General features: G+C 41.8%; 21 protein-coding genes. 5 read left to right on the top strand and 16 right to left on the bottom strand.

The annotated features are described in order from the left end of the window. Positions 1-18: 18 nt before the first annotated feature. Positions 19-378 (bottom strand): hypothetical protein, encoded by a 360-nt coding sequence (locus QM738_RS04640; protein WP_462275505.1) that lies wholly within the window; start codon positions 376-378, stop codon positions 19-21. 261 nt (positions 379-639) lie between these two features. Continuing rightward, a complete protein-coding gene (locus QM738_RS04635; RefSeq protein ID WP_462275504.1) occupies positions 640-993 on the bottom strand; it encodes a hypothetical protein in 354 nt (117 codons plus the stop codon). 213 nt (positions 994-1,206) lie between these two features. On the opposite strand from QM738_RS04635, the gene QM738_RS04630 reads away from it, so the two are divergent. After that, positions 1,207-2,187 carry a WG repeat-containing protein gene (locus QM738_RS04630; RefSeq protein WP_462275503.1) on the top strand — a complete coding sequence of 327 codons (981 nt, stop codon included), beginning with the start codon at positions 1,207-1,209 and terminating at the stop codon, positions 2,185-2,187. Between the two features lie 2 nt (positions 2,188-2,189). Here QM738_RS04630 and lysS read toward each other — a convergent pair whose 3' ends face one another. Beyond that, on the bottom strand, positions 2,190-3,731 hold the full coding sequence (gene lysS / locus QM738_RS04625; protein ID WP_462275502.1) for a lysine--tRNA ligase: 1,542 nt from the start codon (positions 3,729-3,731) through the stop codon (positions 2,190-2,192). Between the two features lie 153 nt (positions 3,732-3,884). On the opposite strand from lysS, the gene QM738_RS04620 reads away from it, so the two are divergent. Then, positions 3,885-4,592: a DUF4197 domain-containing protein gene (locus QM738_RS04620; RefSeq protein ID WP_462275501.1), complete on the top strand. Its 708-nt coding sequence runs from the start codon at positions 3,885-3,887 to the stop codon at positions 4,590-4,592. Positions 4,593-4,674: 82 nt separating this feature from the next. Here QM738_RS04620 and QM738_RS04615 read toward each other — a convergent pair whose 3' ends face one another. From QM738_RS04615 to QM738_RS04600, 4 genes are all read right to left on the bottom strand, one after another. Further along, complete coding sequence (locus tag QM738_RS04615) at positions 4,675-5,730, bottom strand: patatin-like phospholipase family protein (RefSeq protein ID WP_462275500.1); 1,056 nt, start codon at positions 5,728-5,730, stop codon at positions 4,675-4,677. 53 nt (positions 5,731-5,783) lie between these two features. Next, positions 5,784-6,668: a flavin reductase family protein gene (locus tag QM738_RS04610; RefSeq protein ID WP_462275499.1), complete on the bottom strand. Its 885-nt coding sequence runs from the start codon at positions 6,666-6,668 to the stop codon at positions 5,784-5,786. Between the two features lie 23 nt (positions 6,669-6,691). Then, complete coding sequence (locus QM738_RS04605; RefSeq protein WP_462275498.1) at positions 6,692-7,087, bottom strand: four helix bundle protein; 396 nt, start codon at positions 7,085-7,087, stop codon at positions 6,692-6,694. A 144-nt stretch (positions 7,088-7,231) separates the two neighbouring features. After that, positions 7,232-8,245, bottom strand: a complete 1,014-nt coding sequence (locus QM738_RS04600; RefSeq protein ID WP_462275497.1) for a fumarylacetoacetate hydrolase family protein — start codon at positions 8,243-8,245, stop codon at positions 7,232-7,234. Between the two features lie 108 nt (positions 8,246-8,353). On the opposite strand from QM738_RS04600, the gene QM738_RS04595 reads away from it, so the two are divergent. Beyond that, positions 8,354-9,028 (top strand): sterol desaturase family protein, encoded by a 675-nt coding sequence (locus QM738_RS04595; RefSeq protein ID WP_462275496.1) that lies wholly within the window; start codon positions 8,354-8,356, stop codon positions 9,026-9,028. Between the two features lie 12 nt (positions 9,029-9,040). Here the strand turns inward: QM738_RS04595 and QM738_RS04590 are convergent, their stop codons facing one another. The 8 genes from QM738_RS04590 to QM738_RS04555 form a co-directional block, all read right to left on the bottom strand. After that, on the bottom strand, positions 9,041-10,159 hold the full coding sequence (locus QM738_RS04590) for a GNAT family N-acetyltransferase (protein ID WP_462275495.1): 1,119 nt from the start codon (positions 10,157-10,159) through the stop codon (positions 9,041-9,043). A gap of 27 nt (positions 10,160-10,186) precedes the next feature. Next, a complete protein-coding gene (locus QM738_RS04585; protein WP_462275494.1) occupies positions 10,187-10,516 on the bottom strand; it encodes a hypothetical protein in 330 nt (109 codons plus the stop codon). Beyond that, the gene (locus QM738_RS04580) at positions 10,513-11,295 is read right to left on the bottom strand and encodes a TIGR02757 family protein (protein ID WP_462275493.1); all 783 of its coding nucleotides are present in this window, start codon (positions 11,293-11,295) and stop codon (positions 10,513-10,515) included. The genes QM738_RS04585 and QM738_RS04580 overlap by 4 nt, the downstream gene beginning before the upstream one ends. 8 nt (positions 11,296-11,303) lie before the next feature. Then, on the bottom strand, positions 11,304-12,443 hold the full coding sequence (locus QM738_RS04575) for a cystathionine gamma-synthase (protein ID WP_462275492.1): 1,140 nt from the start codon (positions 12,441-12,443) through the stop codon (positions 11,304-11,306). A 73-nt stretch (positions 12,444-12,516) separates the two neighbouring features. Further along, entirely contained in the window at positions 12,517-14,370 is a 1,854-nt protein-coding gene (gene asnB / locus QM738_RS04570) for an asparagine synthase (glutamine-hydrolyzing) (RefSeq protein WP_462275491.1), read from the bottom strand. A gap of 53 nt (positions 14,371-14,423) precedes the next feature. Then, complete coding sequence (locus QM738_RS04565) at positions 14,424-15,071, bottom strand: DUF2911 domain-containing protein (protein WP_462275490.1); 648 nt, start codon at positions 15,069-15,071, stop codon at positions 14,424-14,426. Positions 15,072-15,087: 16 nt separating this feature from the next. Then, positions 15,088-15,651 carry a DUF2911 domain-containing protein gene (locus QM738_RS04560; protein ID WP_462275489.1) on the bottom strand — a complete coding sequence of 188 codons (564 nt, stop codon included), beginning with the start codon at positions 15,649-15,651 and terminating at the stop codon, positions 15,088-15,090. Between the two features lie 27 nt (positions 15,652-15,678). Further along, positions 15,679-16,275, bottom strand: a complete 597-nt coding sequence (locus tag QM738_RS04555) for an acyl carrier protein phosphodiesterase (RefSeq protein ID WP_462275488.1) — start codon at positions 16,273-16,275, stop codon at positions 15,679-15,681. A 328-nt stretch (positions 16,276-16,603) separates the two neighbouring features. On the opposite strand from QM738_RS04555, the gene QM738_RS04550 reads away from it, so the two are divergent. Next, positions 16,604-17,050 (top strand): hypothetical protein, encoded by a 447-nt coding sequence (locus QM738_RS04550; RefSeq protein ID WP_462275487.1) that lies wholly within the window; start codon positions 16,604-16,606, stop codon positions 17,048-17,050. 85 nt (positions 17,051-17,135) lie between these two features. On the opposite strand, the gene QM738_RS04545 is transcribed toward QM738_RS04550, so the two are convergent. After that, positions 17,136-18,485, bottom strand: coding sequence for a M20/M25/M40 family metallo-hydrolase (locus QM738_RS04545; RefSeq protein WP_462275486.1), 1,350 nt, complete (start codon positions 18,483-18,485; stop codon positions 17,136-17,138). Positions 18,486-18,970: 485 nt separating this feature from the next. On the opposite strand from QM738_RS04545, the gene QM738_RS04540 reads away from it, so the two are divergent. Then, positions 18,971-19,759, top strand: a complete 789-nt coding sequence (locus QM738_RS04540) for a polysaccharide biosynthesis/export family protein (protein WP_462275485.1) — start codon at positions 18,971-18,973, stop codon at positions 19,757-19,759. The last annotated feature ends 6 nt before the right edge of the window (positions 19,760-19,765 follow it).

Raw genomic sequence — 19,765 nt, 5'->3', positions numbered from 1 at the left:
TATAAACCAGGACCTATTTTAGTTACGTGAATTATTACCAATAATAAAAGCAGCCATTGCCAAAGCGCCGTCTTTTAAAGGCTGATCGAATTTTCCCTGGTTGATAGCGGGCATCAAGTGAATAGTGAGGATAAATATGATCAGCATAAGCGCCAGTAAATAGCAGGCCAGTTTTTTTTGTTTGTTGATGATGATGGCAACAGCGGCCAGCAAAAAACCAATGCCGGTAATGTATACCCATATTTTTCCATCACCGGGCATAAAAGAAGGAACACCGTTTGCATAGCCATTGGCGTATTTTAAATGAATGGCTCCGAATGCAGCCATGGCAAGTGCAAATATTATTTCAGCAAATCGTGTGGGAAAAGTGATTTTCATGTTTGAGTGTTTAAGGTTTAGTTTGAAAAATAGTATTTAAACACCGGCTTTGCAAATGTTTTGTGGTATTTGTTATTTTAAATTTATTGTGCAGGCCTACACATAAAAAACTGCTGTATCAATAATATCGTGTATTACTGCGGTTTAGCAGCGGATATTCTTAACTGAAAAATATTTTTTAGCGAAAATGTTATGAGGAATTCCGGGAGGCAGCGGATGAGCTAACTGTCTTCTGCAAGCAATTGAAATATGTAGGCAAATTTATTCCGGTGCGTTGTTGCCTACCAGCACCGCCGCCATTGCCATGGCAGTATCTTTTAAAACATTGGTGAAATTACCGTTCATTAAATGTTTTAAGTGAATGGTAAAAACAAAGATGAGCAGCATGGCGGCCAGCAGGTAACAGGCCAGCCTTGTTGCTTTGTTGATGATAATGGCAATGGCCGCCAGTATCAAACAGGCGCCGGTAATGTAAATCCACACAATGCCACCAGGTATATAATCAGGTACACCGCTTTTCATTTCTTCTGCATTCATAAAATGCAGCACACCAAAAGTACCAATGGAGAGGGCATAGATGATGCCTGCCACCCGGGAAGATATTATCTGTTTCATAATAACTGAATTTTGGTTATATATGAAAATTAATACTTAAAACCAGCTTTTACAAGTGTTTTAGAGCAAACTGCACCAGCGTTTTGATGCGAATTACGGTAGTTAAATAAAACCAGCGGATAAGTATACAAAAGCGTAAAATGTGAGACAATCTTTAAAAGTTAAAAAAGAAAGCGCTGGATTTTTTTCAGATATAATAAGCGATATTTAAGGATGAAAACTATTAACCTTATTTTCTTTTTCTTCATTTGTTTTTTGTGCGAAGCACAAACCAACAGCCCTAAAGAACAGCTTTATTATTTTAAAACAAAAGACAGCCTGGTAGGAGTGAGAAATGCTTCTGGTAAAATAATATTAAAGCCACGAAAGGTGTATTGGGATTATGATGACAACTACAAAAAGAACCGGGTGGAGGGAGATATCATTTATCTTGAAGGAGACAGCAATGCTATTAATGAGCCCCACAGCAGCGGCAACGCCTATAACACGAAGGGCGATTTTTTGTTTGCGCCATTTGAGTTTGATAATGGTCCTGATGGACCGGTGGAAGGATTATCCCGCTTTGTTAAAAATGGAAAAATAGGTTTTGCAAACAGGCATGGCGATATTGTGATCGAAGCTAAATTTGATTATGCACAAATGTTCAACTATGGTACCGCAGCTTATTGTAATGGTTGTACATGGAAATATAAAAATGAACAATTTTTTGCTTCAGGTGGTACATGGGGCTATATAGACTATCAAGGCAATCCCGTAAATGTGATGGACAAAAAAACAAACCCTAAAGACCAGGCGGTCGATTCGGGCAGGTTTTTACCTTATCAATTCTCTTATTCGGCGTTTGAGCAAAATATCATCGATTCTTTTTACCAATTAAAAGAAATTAGCAAAGCTTATTTTGTAAATTATGGCAGTCCACTAGATAGTAATGAACGAATATTGCGTTACGAGATCGTGGAAAGGCCCTCTTCTTTTTTTCCTTATTATTTTGTAGCTACTTTTTTATATGACAGAAGCGGGGAATACCGGGGGAATCCTTTTTTGGGTATTAATTTCTGTGTGAGTAAGGAAGGTGACCGGTTTTATTATTACGATGCCGGTAATATGGTGCCGTTAAAAACCTGGCTTAAAGAATATATTAAAAATGCAAAGGAGTATTTAAAGAAACACCCCGATGCATTGTATAAATTTTAATGTTACCCGTTATTTTCAGGCCGCATCATTGGGAAAAACAGTACATCCTGTATGGAATGCTGGTTGGTCAGTAACATACAGATCCTGTCGATACCAAAACCAATACCACTTGTAGGAGGCATGCCATATTCCAGCGCACGTAAAAAATCATGATCAATGAACATGGCTTCATCATCGCCCCGCTCCATTAACTTTACCTGCTCTTCAAAGCGCTCCCTTTGTTCCAGCGGATCGTTCAGTTCACTGTACGCATTGGCAATTTCTTTGCCATTGCACATCAGCTCAAAACGCTCTACCAGCCCAGGTTTGCTGCGGTGCTTTTTTGTAAGCGGGCTCATTTCTACCGGGTAATCGGTAATAAATGTAGGTTGTATATAATTGCCTTCGCATTTGCTGCCAAATATCTCGTCGATCAGTTTGCCCTTGCCCCATTTTTCATCCGCATGTATCTTTAATTCGCGGCAAACATTTCTTATACCTGCTTCATCCATTTCGCTGATGTCGAAACCTGTATGTTCTTTAATAGCTTCGTACATGCTTATACGTTTGTACGGCGCTTTAAAATCAATTTCTTTTTCGCCTACCGTTACTTTGGTGGAACCATTGGTTGCCATGGCGGCTTTTTCCAATAACTGTTCCGTGGTATCCATCATCCATTCGTAATCTTTATAGGCCACGTAAAATTCCAGTACCGTAAATTCAGGATTGTGGGTACGGTCCATACCTTCGTTACGGAAGTTGCGGCTGAATTCATATACCCATTCAAAACCACCCACGATCAGTCTCTTTAAATACAGTTCGTTGGCAATACGCATGTACATCGGTACATCCAGTGCATTATGATGGGTAATGAATGGTCTCGCTGCTGCACCGCCCGGTATAGATTGTAATACCGGTGTATCCACTTCCAATGCACCGCGTTCATTTAAAAAATCACGGATAGCATTGACCATTTTAGTACGCTTGATAAAAGTATCCTTTACAGCAGGGTTTACAATAAGATCGGCATAGCGCTGGCGGTAACGGAATTCAGGGTCCGTTACTTCATCAAAAGTTTCACCTTCTTTTTCTCTTACAACCGGCAAAGGCTTTAATGATTTTGCCAGCAACGTAAATTCTTTAACATGAATAGAAGTTTCGCCGGTTTTGGTAGTAAATACATAACCCTTAAAGCCAATGATATCACCCAGGTCAACTAGTTTTTTCCAAACGTTCTGAAAAAGACTTTTATCGTCGCCGGGGCAAATATCATCCTGCTTTATATAGAGCTGTATCTTTCCCACAGCATCCTGTATCACTGCAAAATTGGCCTTGCCCATATCACGTACACTCATCACACGGCCGGCAATACAAACATTGGCAAACAACTCTTTATCAGCTGCAGGGGGGTCAAAATCAGCCCCTTTATAATGTTCTTTTATGTAAACAGAGGTAGTATTTACAGGGTATAAAGCAGCCGGGTAGGCATCGATACCCAATTTTTTAAGTTCTTCCAGTTTTTCCCTGCGGATGATCTCCTGTTCGGATAAATGTTGTGTGCTCATAATATTTTATACTTCAAATTGACATTTCTATCAATATAATTGGCGGCAAAGATACTTTATGCAACCCAATCATCCATATTTACTGTCTGTAGAGGGTAAACAATAAACTATGGCATTATATTAGTTTATCTTTAAAAATCAAAAATCTGAGAAATGAAAAAATTTTTAGTTGTATTAATGAGTGTGGTATTATTAAGTGGCTGTGATGTTATCAGCAAGTTGCCGCAGGCAACCGGGATGGGTGGTGTTACCGAAGCGGAAGCAGGACAAGGTATCAAGGAAGCCTTGAGCCAGGGGCTGGCAGGGGCCGTATTGAGACTGAATAAAGAAGACGGTTTTTTTAAAGATGCTTTGTACAAGATATTATTACCGACCGATGCGAAGAAAGTAGAAAACACTTTGCGCAGCCTGGGTTTTAACAGCCTGGTGGATAAAGCGATATTGCAGATCAACCGCGGCGCCGAAGATGCAGCCGGCTATGCCAAACCGATTTTTGCAGATGCTATCAAAAGCATGACCTTACAGGATGCGATCGGTTTGGTGAAAAATGGCGATACCAGCGCCACGCATTTTTTTCGGGAGAAAACCACTGATAAGCTGATCGCTGCATTTTTACCTGCTATAAAAGCTTCGTTGGATAAAGTGGATGCCACAAAATATTATGGCGATATCATTACCAAGTACAACAACTTTCCTACCACGATCAAAAAAATAAATCCCGACCTGGCCAGTTTTGTTACAGGCAAAACAACTGATGCATTGTTTGATCTCGTTGCAAAGGAAGAAGTGAATATCCGCACCAATTTTGCGGCAAGAACTACGGATATTCTGAAGAAGGTGTTTGGGCAAAAATGGAATTAGTGTAACGAGTTTCTTACTCGTTTCGTGCAACGAAATTGGAATTTCGTTATACGAAATGTAACGAGTAAGAAACTCGTTTTACTTAATTACCCGCCTTCAGCAATCTTTCAAAAAAATAATCAGCGGCACTTACGCCATTATTATAAAGCAGCAGCTTATCCTGCTGCTTTGTTCTTTTTACCCTGCTGGAAACATTGCCCTGGCTTACATAGATCGTTCTGCCGATCTCATTTTCAAGATTGGGATATTTCCTGCTGAGTGTTTCCATTAAAAGATTGGAAAATGCGGCAAGGTATTCGGATAATTTACTGATATCGTATGCCGGTATACGGGTGCTGTTGCTGTTGAGCGAATCGATCTGCTGCGGCCGCTCCAGTTTGATGCCGATGGTTTGCGGGTTGAATTTTAACTGATCGCACAACAATGGATTGACGCAATGCCCTTCACAACTATCGAACATACTGATGGGATAATTGCATAGCATGCCGCCATCAACATAGTAGTTCACAAAACTGGTAGTATCATCTTTCTTTATTTTATGCAGGTGATTATCCAGCGCCACCGGTTCAAAATACAGTGGGATACTGCTACTGATGCGTACTGCCAATGCAATGGGCATATCGGGTGTATTAAGGTAAGAGAATATTTCCAGCTGCTGTTTGCTGAGGTTGGTGCCCGTGCAATAAAGATCTTTGAATAAATTGTTTTTTACGTGCAATTCGTGTAATTGACCAAAGGTGAGTAACGGATTGCCTGTTTTATACGATACCATTTGCTGTAACCAATGTTCAAACACACCACCGCGGTAAATACCGAAATCATTTTTAAACCTTTTGTATTTACCTACAATGCCGCCTTTCCCTTCATTGAATTTTTGTATCGGCAGTTCTGTCATAAGGCTGTCTATCTCTGCTGCAGTGTAACCAATACTTACCAGCATACCCGCAATAGCACCGGCTGATGAGCCCCCGATATTTTCTATCTGCTGCAACACGCCTTTTTCTTCCAGCACACTGAATACGCCTGCGTATGCAAGTCCCCGCACACCACCGCCTTCCATCACCAGGTTTTTATAATCGTATTTTTTTTGGGCAAAACAAACAGCAGGGAACAGCAGTAGGACAATTAGTTTTTTCATACAGTGAAAATAAAAAATTGCGGCTGCAGTAAAAGTTAAGAACAGTTTAATTTTTATTGGTAGTCGGCGAGTAATACCTGCCATGCTTCATTTACTTTCCCTTCTTCCAGCAAAGTTTTTGCATAGCGGTGCAGTTCTTTATCCATTTCGTCGGGATTGATGGAATAGTATTGAATGATATTCTTGAGTTTATCGTCGTTAAAAGCAGGATCGATCACCGGCATTTCGTGCACATTGGCCAGCTGGCCTAAATTATTACCGCTGAGGATAGCGCTGTTCCTGATAGCAATCGGCAATGCATCCACACCAATGCCCAGCTGTGTGTTGGGTTTTTCTACTTTAAATAAATTGCTGTTGTCTACTTTGCAATACCAGTCTCCGCCCAGCCTTGCCACATGCTGTATTTTAGTTTGATCTATTTTACCTTCTGCATTTAAAATGCTGTCATCGATATGCATCAGCAATACTTCTGCAATTACTAAATTGCCCGCCCCGCCTTCATTGCCCAATGGCTTCACTTCATTTACACGGCATTCCAATTTTATTTTGCTTTCTTTTACCATGGGTGGTTGCACGAGTGTTGCGGCCTGCATGGTAAACCCTGCTTTCTCAAATTCATTGGTGCCCTTTGTAAATTCGCAACTGGCCAAAGAAGTTTGCTGCACCATATCATAATCCACAATGTTGATCACTACTTCCGGTACTTCCAATACGTTCTCTAAAGTATGCTTGGTGGTATTATCCCTTACCCTTCTTGCCGGAGAAAAAACAACGATCGGCGGATTGGAAGAAAATAAATTGAAAAAGCTGAATGGTGAGAGGTTTATATTCCCTTCCTTATCAATTGTAGAAGCAAAACATATCGGTCGTGGTGCAATGGCGTGCTGCAGGTAGTTTTGAGCGTCCATTGGTTTAAGATCTTTTAATTTAATTGTCATCCCACTAAGTTACGAGTTGCGGGTTAGTTTTGTTTTTTTGATCGTTCTGCTTTGTTTGCCCTTAAGTATTTCATCATATTACCGATCTGGCTGCCCAATAGCCTGGAAAATTCAATCAATCCACGAATTTCTTCTTCCTTTGTATATTTAATTTTTATTGAAAACAATAAACAACTTCTAACTTCTCCGCAAGAACCTTTGGCAATTCTTAAAAATCTCCAGAAATCATTATTGTTGCTGTATTCAAAGCCTTCTGCAATATTGTTTGAAACAGATTGCGAAGCTCTTTTTATTTGATCTTTAAAAGAAAAATCTTTTACAATTCTTGGATTATTATCAGACAATTCATACACCATTACTCCTAACTCAATCGCTTTTTTCCAAATGTCCAAATCTTCGAACGATGTTATTGTAGCCATTTTTTTTAGTTACGGGTTAAAGGGTTACGAGTTACGGGTTTGTATCGTTATTATAGTTGCAACTCACACTTAAAAGGTTGCTTGACATCTTTACAACACTCATATATCCGCAAACGATCAAAAACCCCGTAACCCGTAACTAAATCAACCCGCAACTTTCTTCAACTCCAAAATCGAAAAATCACTCTCTTCCTTCACAATAGTATTATTCAACAATCCCAATCCATCTATTTCCATTTCCACCACATCACCTTCCTGCAGCCATTGTTCCTGGTAGTTGGGATCGTTTAATTTTCCGGTGCCGTTCAGTTCCAGAAAGCAACCGGTGCCCACCGTGCCACTGCCTATAACATCACCTGCATACAGGTTAACGCCATAGCTGGCCCGCTCAATGATCTCGGCAAAAGTCCAGTCCATATCACTTAAGTTGCCTTCGCTTACCTGTATACCATTTACTTTACATTTCATAGTTAAGTTCCAGGCCTTGCCGGTATGATTTTCCTTGCAGGGCACTTCAAAAGATTCCAGTTCATCGAGTGTGACCAGCATTGGGCCGATAACGGTGCTGAAATCTTTTCCCTTGGCCGGGCCCAGGTTCAGCAGCATTTCTTCCATCTGCAAAGTTCTTGCGCTCATGTCGTTCATGATCATTAAACCAGCGATGTAATCATCCGCATCTGCTGCCTTGATGTTCCTGCCGGAGCGGTTGATAACAATGGCAGCTTCCAGTTCAAAATCCAGTTTTTTAAAATGATCGGGCATGCAGATAATATCACCAGGCCCCTGGATGCTGTTATGATTGGTAAAATAAAATATCGGGTACTGGTCAAATTCTGCGATCATGTCCACTTTGCGGTTACGCCTTGCTGCGGCCACGTGCTGGCGGAAAGCGTAGCCATCCCTGCAGCTGCTGGGGTGCGGCACTGGCGCCAGAATGCTGGCATCGGAATAGGGTGTACCAAACGCAGTACGGCCCGTACCATCCTTTATCCTTTGCTCCACGGCCTTTGCAATGGGGTACATATCATCCCAGTAATTCAGGAACATCGACATGCTTACCGGCAGGTCGGAATGCAGTGAGTCCGTATCGTATAAAACGCCATTTACTAAAATTGCCAACTGCTGCTGGTCATCTTTTAAGTAGGTAACTAATTTCATGTATAAAAAATTGTTGTCAAAAATAGCTAATTATAAACCGATTAAATTAACAAATGAATGATTGTTTTTTAATGGTATCCACTAATTTTGTAGTACAAAAAGCAGCACATGAAATTCGAGAAGATTCATAATAAAGGGCAGGCCCGATTATTTAAGAATCAATATCTGGAATATCTTACCAAGACACATCCACTGGTAATATGGGGGATGTATATCCCTATTATTGTGCTGATGCTGTATTATAGCGGTGCGGTAAAAAACTTTTCAGCAATACGGATCATCATTACTTTTTTGGGCGGTATGTTTTTCTGGAGTTTTTTTGAATATTGCATCCACCGCTTTGCATTTCATTTTGTGGCAGAAAGTGAAAGGGCCACCAAATTTGTTTACATCATACATGGCAACCACCACGAGTATCCCAGGGATAAGGAAAGATTGTTTATGCCGCCGGTACCAAGTTTAATATTGGCCTCTACCATTTTCGCATCGTTATTTCTTATATTCAGCCTGTTTAACAGCAGTGCTTATGTATTCTCATTCTTCCCGGGCTTTATTATTGGCTATTTAATGTATGGCACCATGCATTATGCCATCCATGCCTGGAACCCGCCTTTTAAATGGATGAAACCATTGTGGCGCAACCACCACCTGCATCATTATAAAAATGATCACATGGGCTTTGGTGTAAGCTCTACCTTATGGGATCATGTATTTGGCACCATGTTCGATCTTAAAAAAGAAAAAGAGGACAAGGAAAAGGTAAAAGAACTGATGTTTAAATAATAAAGCGGAGCATTAAAAAGTATAACGGTATGTACGGTGTGTTTTTTCTAACTGGGCACCTGTAGCATGATGAATGGCCAGCATTTTTTCGTTAAAATCTCCCACCCATGCCAGTTCCACTTCTGTAATAGTATTACGGGGCATTACTTCAACCTTCAGCAGGTAGATCAGGGAACTTTCCAGGCCTTTATTCTGGTAATGTTTTTTTACGCCCATTACAATTACCCTTATACGGTTGACTTTAGTGGTTTTGCTGTACCACAGGTATTTTAATTTACCCCAAAGATCGAGCTTACCGCTGAGGTATTTAAGCACCTGGTTGGTATCGGGCAGGCATATCACAAAGGCAACCGGCTCGTTGTTGTGATAGGCAAACCAGATGATCTTTTCATCCACAATAGGTTTCATGCGTTCAAACGTATCGGCAATAGAATCGGAAGTGATGGGTGCAAAGCCTTCAAAATCCTGCCAGGCATCATTATAAACCTCTTTAAAATCTTCAGAAAAGGTCTTGAAGTCCTTTTTTTCAAAATGCTTAAAACGGTATTCCGGCTTTTTTACCACCCATTGGGCAATTTTTTCAAAGCGCTCAGGCACAGGTTTGGTCAGATCGATAACATTAGTAAGCTGGTCGTATGATTTTTGCCAGCCAAAATTTTCGAACAGCTGCTGGTAATAAGGCGGATTGTAGTTCATACCCATAGAAGGTGGCCGGAAACCCTGTACCAGCAAGCCCCACCAGTTATCATTCTCACCAAAATTGATGGGCCCTTCCATGGTCTGCATGCCTTTTTGCTTCAGCCAGTCAATGGCTGTGCTGAATAATGTATTGGCTGCTTCCTGGTTGTTGATGCACTCAAAAAAACCAATACCACCTGTAGGCGTACCCGAAGCATGTGCTTTTTCAAGATTCACAAAGGCTGCAATACGGCCCACCAGTTTTTTATCCTGGTATAAAAGCCAGCGAACGCAGTCGCCATGCCGGAAAAAAGAATTGGTTGCAGGGTTAAAGATCTTTTTGATATCATTTAGTAATGGCGCTACAAATAAGGGATCTTTCCTGTACAGTACCAGCGGCAGGTTAATGAATTCGTTCTCGTTTGCACTGGTAACTTCAGCTATATTGAACATAATTTGGTTGAATAAGGATAAACAAAATTACCATTTTTCTTCATTGTCATCTGCAGAAGGTTTGGCAGAAAATTGTTTTTTAAAGTTTTGTTTTTGCAATAACCTTTCAATGATAAGTAAGGCAATTACATTTCCTGTATCATCGCCCGCCTTACCGGCTAAATGCGATCGTAGCTTTGCTTCGTCAATATCAATTTTATATAAGAGTGATACCAGCGCTTCAAAATTATTTTTGATAAGATGATCGATGTGTGCAGCAAGCAGGGCCTGAGCTTCTTCAAAAGAAACCCTGTCCGGCAGCTGCAGGGCAAAAGAATGGTTCAGCTCGTGAACAACAGTATGGTCTATGGCGCTCATGGGTAACCAGGTTTTTCCATTACACCTGTTCCAAATAAAGCAAAATCGTACTTCACCGGGTCGGCGGCATCTAAAGTTCGTAAATAAGCGGTTAATTCCAAAGCGGTATCCCAGTTGGTCTTATCGGTTTGCAGCAACCGCAGCTGCCGCGCCACCCTTGCCACATGCACATCAATAGGTATGATCAGTTGCGAAGGCGCTATCTTTTTCCATATACCGAAATCAACTGCTTTATCGTCGCTGCGGACCATCCATCGTAAAAACATATTCAGTCTTTTGCACGAAGACTTTTTCTCGGGCGTGGCAATATGCTTTTTGGTGCGTTCCGGAACATAAGGCAGCGAAAAAAAATAATCATAAAAACCTTTCAGCCCGTTCTCCACCGTAATATCTGTTTGTTGCATGCCCCGTGTAAAAGCGCTTTCGAGCGAATTGTTCTTAGCATAATGCATTTTAAAGAATTCAACACAATACAAAAGATCAGTACTATTGAAAGTGCGATGTTTAAAACGTTCCAGCTTTTTAAGGTCTTTTTTACCATGATGCTGTATAAAACCATACGGGTCCATATCCATCAACTGCATCAGCTCGTTGCTTTTGTTGATAATGGTAGTACGGTTGCCCCATGCAAAAATGGCGGCAAAAAAACCGGCGATCTCAATATCTTGTTGCCTGCTGAACTGGTGTGGAACAGATACAGGATCGCTGGCAATAAAAGAAGGTTGATTATAAAAATCAACCTTGCTGTTCAAAAAATCTTTTAGTTCACTATCATTCATGATATCAACTATCCAATTGCTTTATCCAGGTCGTCAATAAGGTCATCAGCATCTTCAATACCCACACTTAATCTTATCAGTCCGTCGCTGAGACCATTTTTAATTCTTTCTTCTCTCGGTATACTGGCATGCGTCATAGTAGCAGGATGATTGATCAGGCTTTCCACACCACCTAAACTTTCTGCCAGCGAAAATAAATGGGTGGATGATAAAACCCTTTTTACTTCAGCATCGCTGCCATCCTTCAATTCAAAACTGATCATACCGCCAAAACCACGCATTTGTTTTTTAGCAACAGCATAACCGGCGCTGTCTTCAAAACCGGGCCAGTATACTTTGGCTACTTTGCTGTTGTTACGCAGCCAGTGTGCTATTTTTTCCCCGTTCTCACAATGCGCTTTCATGCGTATGCCGAGTGTCTTAATACCTCTTAAAACCAAAAAGCAATCCTGCGGGCCTGGTACAGCACCGCAGCTTTTTTGTATGAAGTATAATTTTTCCCGGAGGTCTTTATCATTCATCATCAGGCAACCCTGTATCACATCACTGTGGCCGCCCAAATATTTGGTGGCGCTGTGCATCACAATATCAGCGCCCATATCCAAAGGGTTCTGCAGGTAAGGCGAAGCAAAAGTATTATCAACACAAAGCCATGCGCCCGCCTGTTTGGCAATAGCAGCCACCGCTTCAATGTCGGTGATGTTCATTAAAGGGTTGGTAGGAGTTTCCACCCAGATCAATTTTGTTTTTGCAGTAACTGCCGCTTTTACATTGGCTGCATCCGTTGTATCAACATATACAAATTTGATATTGTAACGTTCCCATACTTTGGTGAACAAGCGGTAACTGCCGCCATACATATCATTGGCGGCTATCACTTCATCGCCGGGGTTCAGTAATTTGATCACGCTGTCAGTAGCGGCCACACCACTGCTGAAGGCCAGTGCATATTTACCATTTTCAATAATGGCATAAGCATCCTCCAAAGCTTTACGGGTGGGGTTTTGGCTGCGTGCATATTCATAACCTTTATTTACACCCGGCGCTTCCTGCACATAGGTACTGGTTTGGTAAATGGGCGTCATAATAGCACCGGTAGAAGGATCGGGTTCGGCACCCGCATGTATCAATTTTGTAGCAAGTTTCATTTTTAATGTGTTGTTTTTGTCAGCTTATGCTGACCGTAATGCAAAATTCCTTTAAACAGGCATGCAAAGATGGTTAAATTATCTGAGCGGCAGATAAATATCTCCAGTCGAAATTATTATCTGCATGCGCCGCCCTGGGTTCGGATGGTTTGTTTAAAACGGAAGAACGTAATATCCGGGAGTTTACCAGTTTCTTTTTTGCTTCGTGTATATAATCCTGCAGTATCGTGTTTTCCATCCATGCCTGTTGCGGTGGTTCGTAACCTGTTTTATCTTTCCGCCAGGTAATTTCATCGGGCAGGCGCTTATCCATTGTTTTACGCAGCAACCACTTCATCCAGCCGTCATGTATCTTTAAATGCGAGGGGAGCGAAAAAACAAATTCCACCAACGTATGATCGAGGAAGGGCAATCTTACTTCTCTTCCAAAGGCCATACTATTCCTGTCGGCAAAGCGCAATAATTCCTCCAGCCCCAGTTCAGCAACATTAAAATGCAGGATGTCGTTGAGTTTGGTAACAACAGGTTTATGTATGCCTTCCCATTCTTTTCCCTTGAGGATCTTTAAAAACTCCGGACTAATATCCGGCTGGTGCATGCTTTTATTGTATTCCATTCTTTCTAAAAGCATGGCTGCATGCATAGGAAGAAAAGCAGCAAAATAATTTTTCAGTGTCCAGTTAAAAGGCACTTTGTTTTTTAATAAAGCGGCTTTTTGTTTTTGTGCAGCGCCCACTTTGTTCCTGCTCACTACTTCCTGCAAATACCATTGCACATATTTATGATAACCGGCCAGCAGTTCATCCGCACCCTGGCCATCCAGTAAAACGGTTACCTGCTGCTGTGCAGCCATTTCAAAAACTTTGAACTGCGCATAAATGCTGGAAGAAGGAAACGGTTCTTCCTGGTGATAACATAATTTTTCAAAATCATTCACCAAACCATCAGCAGTGGGCGTGGTTTTATAATTAGGCACACCCAACTTACCCGTAAGCAGGTTGATATAATTTGATTCGTCTTTTTCAAAACCGGGGAAAACTGCAGAGAATGTTTTAATGCCTTCGGCCTTTGTTCTCAATTCGTGCATGTTCAACAGGATGGAAGAACTGTCCAGCCCGCCGCTTAAACTGGTGCCCACTGGTACATCACTCCGCAGGCGCCGGTTTACAGATGAAGTGAGCATGAGGTTGAATTTTTCTATAGCATCATCGGCAGCAATATCGATCCGTATTTCTTTATCGAGGCGCCAGTATTTTTTTAAACTGAATTTTTGTGTTTGAGGCTGGTACAGGAAGAAATGTGCAGGCGGTAGCGAAAAGATATCCTTAAAAAAAGTCTGTTCTTTATTAGCAGGATTCTGCACATGCCCCAGCGCAAGATAATTGAGCAACATCTTTTCATCCACTACCTTGTCAACACCTACGGCCCACAAGGCTTTCATTTCGCTGGCAAAAAACAAATACCGTTCGTTCTCGTAATAATAAAATGGCTTTTCACCAAAGCGGTCCCTGGCTGCAAAAAGCTGCTGTTCTTTTTCATCCCAGATAGCAAATGCAAACATGCCGTCGAAGTAGCGCAGGCAATCTTCTTTCCACAGATCGTAAGCGGCCAGTATCACTTCGGTATCAGATCTTGAATTAAAAGAATAACCCTTATCAGTTAACAGCTGCCTAAGCTCAATGTAATTGTAGATCTCGCCATTGTGTACAATGCTGTAGCGGTGCAGGTAATGCATGGGTTGTGCAGCGGCGTCGCTCAGGTCGATCACCGACAGGCGGCGATGGCCCAGCAATACATTGCCTGCTTCATTCTGCCATACAGCTTCGCCATCCGGCCCCCTGTGTGCAAGGGCCTGGGTCATTTTTTTTAAATGAACCGGTGGTATTTGTTCCGATGAGGTGGCTAATATGCCTGCAATGCCGCACATTTTGTAAATATCAATAAAAATACCGAGGGCAGGCGCAGTGCAAAAAAGTTTCTTTACTGCTCAAAAGAAAGTGGCAGTACGGCTTTTACATTATCCCATGCCATCAGCAAACCGGCGCCTTTGTCCAGCTGCTGAAAAACCATGGTGAAGAATTCAATATTCCTTTCAGAACGCTGTACCGGTATCTCGAACTTGGCAATATCCTTGGCAGTATCCGGGTGCAGCCCCCAGGAAAAAAGATTGGTATTTAAAACAATGGTCCAGGTATTTTCTAAAGGAATGCAATAGATGATGTAGCGGCCCTTAGGTATTTTTTTACCCTGTATGATAGCGGGCCTGAAAAATTCGATCTCGCTGGCTTCATTTGCTCCCAGGCGCCAGTAAGCACCGTATTGCTGTACACATTTAGGCGGCGCTTCGCTGCCAAAAACCACCCGGCCATTTTTTTGTGGCCTGCTGTAGATCACCCTTGCCATTAAACTGCCACTGTCGTTCCCGCTCATCAATTGCGTAGGATAATTCACCGGGTAATAACTGATATCCATTGGTGATTTATCCACCGCAGCATAAGGATTCGGCGGCTCAATCACCGGCTTTATAATTTCAGGATTGTTGACGGTAGGCGCAGAACTGCAGGAAAATAAAGCCACTGTAATTGCAACCGTTAAAAGCTGGATGTATCCTTTTTTATTTTGGAGCATAGCATCGAATATCAAATTAAAAAACAATCGGCAAACTTACTTTTACATCATCCCATGCAATTACCAGGTTAGTTCCGGTAGCTGATTTTTCAAAAGCCATGGCAAACGCTTCTGTGATCTCAGTTTGTTTTTGCACAGGTACATCCATTCTTACAATATCTTTTTTCATATCATACTTAAAAGAACCCCAGGTATCATTTTCTTTATTGATGATGATGGTCCATTTATCGGTATAAGGGATGCAGTACATGGTGTAACGGCCCTTTTTGATCTTTACATTATTCACTTTTACATTCTGGTAAAACTCTATCTCTGTGGCTTCATTAGCGCCCAGCCTCCAAACCTTTCCGTATTCCAGCAGATCGCCAAAAACCACACGGCCATTTTTTTGCGGGCGGCTGTAGATCACTCTTGCCATTAAAGGATCAGTAGCCTTATCCTGAATTTTGGATACCGGGTAACCATTGGGATAATAACTCATGTCCATCGGTGATTTATCTACCGGGGGTAATTTGGTTTGTGCAGAAGCTACACCAACAGCAAAACAAAAAAAGCTGAACGCCACCAACATTTTCTTCATAAAAAATTTTTTTCAAAGATAAATGAATCACGCATTTAATAATTCTTCCAAATGATGTGCGGCAAATTTTTTAACATCGGGGTAAAAGATGCTGTAAAGCGATTGCATGGTTGGGTAATGCCGGTTGAATAATTCAAAGGCGCCATCACTTTCCAAAAGATAGCGGGACCTTCTTACCAGGCCGTTAAAACTATTCTGTATGCCCTGCCTTGTGCTGTACATATAAAACCAGTCCTGCTGTTTCATATAGGGCAGCATTCTTTTAAAGCCTGCAGGCAGTACTTCAAAATTATCTTCCAGTACTTGATAGGTGCCGGCGGCAAATTTTTTCAGTTCGTTACTACCAGGAAACTCCGTGGTATCGTTGGCCAAAAAATGATCGTACACCACATCGGCAAAAGTGCCTGCATACAAACGGTATTGCGGCCGGAAGATCTCTTTTAATTGCCGGGTGGCTGCATGTGTATCGGTAAAATTATCAATGGCACGGTGCAATAAAATGCCTTTATGTATCGCATCGGGGTAATCATACTGGTGCCTGCCCTTTACAAAATCACTGATCATATTTCCGGTGACTATGGAAGGGTGGTTAAAAGAAAGCCGGGCATGGGCCAGGAAATTCATTTGTATGAATTTAGATGAACTATAAAGATAAACCATCTGCCACTCAGCACCTGTTATAAAGCCGTATTTACTTTTTAACACTACCAATACAAGTTTTAGGATTTTGTTAAGAAAAAACTGCCAGACCGCCACCAGCAAGGGTTACAGGGAAAACAGCACCAACAATCTTTCTATACGCCTTACCGCTCATACATGCCTTAACATTGCTTAACGCTATCGGTAAAGTACTGCTTTTGCATAACGGAAGCGCATACTACTTTTGACTTGTCATTAAAAACAAACCGGCAGCCATGAAGCCGGTAATATTAAACCAAAAAAAAGTATAGTTATGAAACAGTTAAAAACAATCGTTGCAGCAGCCACATTGCTGTTTGCAACCAGCGCCTTTGCAAAAGGCCCAGAAAAAGTATCTTCAACAGTAAAAGCAGAATTTGCAAAAAGCTTTACGGAAGCATCCAATGTAAAATGGGAAAAGAATGCCGATTTTTATTTTGCTTCTTTTGTGATCAATGAAACCGATGCCTCCGCAGCGTATAACGAAAAAGGCGAACTGGTGGGCTTTTCAAGAGTGATCGCCAATGACCAGTTACCACTGAATGTTTCTCTCGCCATTGCCGGTAAATACCAGGGTTATACTGTAGCAAAAACCGCTACCGAATTAACCTACGAAGACCAGACAAGTTATTACATCAGTGTAGAGAACGACAAACAGTTATTAAAACTGCAGTGCAGTGCCAACGGCGATATTACCGTAAAAGAAAAACTTAAAAAATAGTTTGTTAGGGTTTTGGGCTGTTAAGACCTCCGTTTTGCGGAGGTCTTATTTTTTGCGTATACCCGTTGATGTTATTTGATAAATTTTACCGGTTGGATACAGCCGGCACTACCGGCAAACTTTCGTTGCCTGCTTCATTTACTGATTGTACTGCAAAAAAATAATTATCCTTACTATAGGGCAGCGTTACGGCAGTGGCAGCAACAAATATCTTTTTTTGCCAAACGGCGCTGGTAGTTTCTCTTACCAGTACATAATAGCCTTTTGCTGTTCCGTATTTTGGTTTATCCCAAAAAAGAGAAGTGGAATTACCGAGCCTTTTTACATCCATCTTTACCGAATCGGGCATGCCCGGCGCTTTGGCAAGGCTGGCCAGGTTGCAAAGGTTCATAGCGGTATTCTTTCTCAGGTATTCGTAATCGATATGTTTTTCCAGGTCGCCGTAATCAATACCGTTCTCCGTACGTATGTTCTGGTGCTGGCGGGTATAATTCTCATTCATTTCGGTGATCCTTACGGCGGCGTATCCACGCTGCACATAAGGTGTGTGATCACCCCCTCTTAAAAAACGGTCGTTGCGGTATATCATTACCACCTGCAGGTTCTCCACATAGCGCTCACCGATCTCTTTTACATAACGGGCCAGTTGGCGGCTCTTGCCATCGTTCTCCAAACCCAGTGTGCGGATATTGACCGCATTTTTTTCTGTTTCAAAACCCGGCAGGCCTTCGCTGAATACCCTCACCCTTGTATTATCAATGATATTGGTTTCGTTGCTGTTGTTGCTGCCCATGATATCATTGTTCAGCACGGCTTCAATATTCCAGCCGGCTTTCTTTGCTTTTTCGCTCATGAATACGGCGCCCAGCAGGCCCTGCTCTTCGCCGCTTACGGCTACAAATATGATGGTGGCAGGAAACTGGTGTTTGCTCATTACCCTGGCGCATTCAATTACAGCGGCGGTACCACTGCCATCGTCGTTGGCGCCAGGCGCATCACCAATGCTGTCGGTGGGGCTGCTGCGCATATTATCCAGGTGGCCGCTGATAATAAATATACGGTTGTCGGCAGGGTCGGTGCCTTTGAGTGTGGCTACCACGTTGCCCAGCAACACGGGCCTGTCTACCCTGCGGCCATCGGGAGGTAAAGTGGTGGTGTCGATAAAGCAGCTCAGCCTGCCGCCGGATTGTTTGGCAAATTCCTGGTATTTACGCAATACCCAGTTACGGGCTGCGGCAATGCCCCGGGTATTGGTGCTTTGATTACTTAAAGTGTTGCGGGTACCCAGCGCCACCAGGGCTTTTATATAAGATTGCATGGAATCGGGCGATACTTCCCGTACCATGCTTTCGATCTCGGGATCTTTCTGAATAATGGTTTGAGCAAACAGGCAGGGGCAGCAAAGTAAAAGTGCGGCAATAAAAAATAGTCTCATAATTCAAAGTATTGCCTAAATATACTACTCAAATCAGGGTGCGGTGCGTTTGGCGGGGTTATTTTTTATGATTTACGGTCACCTGGTTAAACCTATGGCTGTTTAAGCAGTCTGACGCAGCCGGGCAGGGAACATAGCAATGATAATCAACTGAATGGAATGTGAATTAATGATTATGTATTATTATGTTTTACAGCCGGCCGTTGCAAAAAGGGGCAGTTTTTTAATTAAAAAAGCAATAAAATTATATTTTTATATAATATCAATTAAAAAAATCTGGAGATAACGATAATTTTATTTTGATATTAGCTTTTTTGTAGTAAATTTACATCCTGAAACAGACCTATTAGAAGTCCTACTAGGCTTACCTTATTTGAGATTCGCCATCCGTGCCAAAACCACACTCGTTCAATATTTCGTGCTAAAAGCCACGTGTCCCCCCAGATAATTTATTTGTTAAGTTATTAACTCTAAAATCACGCAATATGGGAACTAGATTTCTTTTGTTTTCTTTTTTGGTTTGTTTACTGTTTTGTATATCCTGTACGCCTACTAATAAGATAGCATATTTTCAAAATGCTAAGGATACAACATACAGGCAGTCGCTTAAAGTAATTGATGCGCCTTTACAGAATAATGATTTTATCAGCATATCTATCAGCAGCGCCAATGCAGAGGCATCCGCGGCTTTTAACCCGATCAGCAATGCGGCAGGTGAAAAAACCGGCGCCGGTGCGGTAAAGGGTGGATTTCAATATGTGGGCTACCTGATCAACAGTGATGGAAAAATTGAGCTGCCTATTTTAGGATATATACAGGCGGCAGGCTTAACCAAAAAACAACTGAAGGAAAATATTACCAATACACTTTTAAAAAGACAACTGCTGATAGACCCTATCGTGGATATCAAGTTCCTCAATTTTGAAGTGACCATTATGGGTGAAGTTGCCGGCCCAACGGTGATAAATGTACCCAGCGAAAAAATTTCGCTGATAAAGGCTCTTGCTATGGCAGGTGACCTTACTATTTATGGCAGAAGGGATAATGTAATGTTGATAAGAGAAGAAGATGGTGTGAGAAAGACAACACATATCAACCTTACTTCGGCTGACTTTTTAAATTCGGAATACTATTACCTGAGGCCCAATGACATTGTGTATGTTGAGCCTAACAAGAATAAAGTTGCGCAATCCGGAAGGGGACAACAGATATTGCCACTGGTAATAACAAGTGTTTCTTTCTTATTCCTTATTCTTGATAAAGTAATTAAATAACGGGGC

This window comes from Ferruginibacter sp. (genome assembly GCF_049840995.1).
Classification (GTDB): Bacteria; Bacteroidota; Bacteroidia; order Chitinophagales; family Chitinophagaceae; genus Ferruginibacter.
Note: the sequence above shows the minus strand (reverse complement) of the source record. Positions and strands in the feature narration are given on the sequence as shown.

Excerpts from the sequence above, each read along its gene's own strand:
- QM738_RS04640 (WP_462275505.1), bottom strand. The coding sequence starts at position 378 with ATGAAAATCACTTTTCCCACACGATTTGCTGAAATAATATTTGCACTT.
- QM738_RS04635 (WP_462275504.1), bottom strand. The coding sequence starts at position 993 with ATGAAACAGATAATATCTTCCCGGGTGGCAGGCATCATCTATGCCCTC.
- QM738_RS04630 (WP_462275503.1), top strand. The coding sequence starts at position 1,207 with ATGAAAACTATTAACCTTATTTTCTTTTTCTTCATTTGTTTTTTGTGC.
- lysS (WP_462275502.1), bottom strand. The coding sequence starts at position 3,731 with ATGAGCACACAACATTTATCCGAACAGGAGATCATCCGCAGGGAAAAA.
- QM738_RS04620 (WP_462275501.1), top strand. The coding sequence starts at position 3,885 with ATGAAAAAATTTTTAGTTGTATTAATGAGTGTGGTATTATTAAGTGGC.
- QM738_RS04615 (WP_462275500.1), bottom strand. The coding sequence starts at position 5,730 with ATGAAAAAACTAATTGTCCTACTGCTGTTCCCTGCTGTTTGTTTTGCC.
- QM738_RS04610 (WP_462275499.1), bottom strand. The coding sequence starts at position 6,668 with ATGACAATTAAATTAAAAGATCTTAAACCAATGGACGCTCAAAACTAC.
- QM738_RS04605 (WP_462275498.1), bottom strand. The coding sequence starts at position 7,087 with ATGGCTACAATAACATCGTTCGAAGATTTGGACATTTGGAAAAAAGCG.
- QM738_RS04600 (WP_462275497.1), bottom strand. The coding sequence starts at position 8,245 with ATGAAATTAGTTACCTACTTAAAAGATGACCAGCAGCAGTTGGCAATT.
- QM738_RS04595 (WP_462275496.1), top strand. The coding sequence starts at position 8,354 with ATGAAATTCGAGAAGATTCATAATAAAGGGCAGGCCCGATTATTTAAG.
- QM738_RS04590 (WP_462275495.1), bottom strand. The coding sequence starts at position 10,159 with ATGTTCAATATAGCTGAAGTTACCAGTGCAAACGAGAACGAATTCATT.
- QM738_RS04585 (WP_462275494.1), bottom strand. The coding sequence starts at position 10,516 with ATGAGCGCCATAGACCATACTGTTGTTCACGAGCTGAACCATTCTTTT.
- QM738_RS04580 (WP_462275493.1), bottom strand. The coding sequence starts at position 11,295 with ATGAATGATAGTGAACTAAAAGATTTTTTGAACAGCAAGGTTGATTTT.
- QM738_RS04575 (WP_462275492.1), bottom strand. The coding sequence starts at position 12,443 with ATGAAACTTGCTACAAAATTGATACATGCGGGTGCCGAACCCGATCCT.
- asnB (WP_462275491.1), bottom strand. The coding sequence starts at position 14,370 with ATGTGCGGCATTGCAGGCATATTAGCCACCTCATCGGAACAAATACCA.
- QM738_RS04565 (WP_462275490.1), bottom strand. The coding sequence starts at position 15,071 with ATGCTCCAAAATAAAAAAGGATACATCCAGCTTTTAACGGTTGCAATT.
- QM738_RS04560 (WP_462275489.1), bottom strand. The coding sequence starts at position 15,651 with ATGAAGAAAATGTTGGTGGCGTTCAGCTTTTTTTGTTTTGCTGTTGGT.
- QM738_RS04555 (WP_462275488.1), bottom strand. The coding sequence starts at position 16,275 with ATGAATTTCCTGGCCCATGCCCGGCTTTCTTTTAACCACCCTTCCATA.
- QM738_RS04550 (WP_462275487.1), top strand. The coding sequence starts at position 16,604 with ATGAAACAGTTAAAAACAATCGTTGCAGCAGCCACATTGCTGTTTGCA.
- QM738_RS04545 (WP_462275486.1), bottom strand. The coding sequence starts at position 18,485 with ATGAGACTATTTTTTATTGCCGCACTTTTACTTTGCTGCCCCTGCCTG.
- QM738_RS04540 (WP_462275485.1), top strand. The coding sequence starts at position 18,971 with ATGGGAACTAGATTTCTTTTGTTTTCTTTTTTGGTTTGTTTACTGTTT.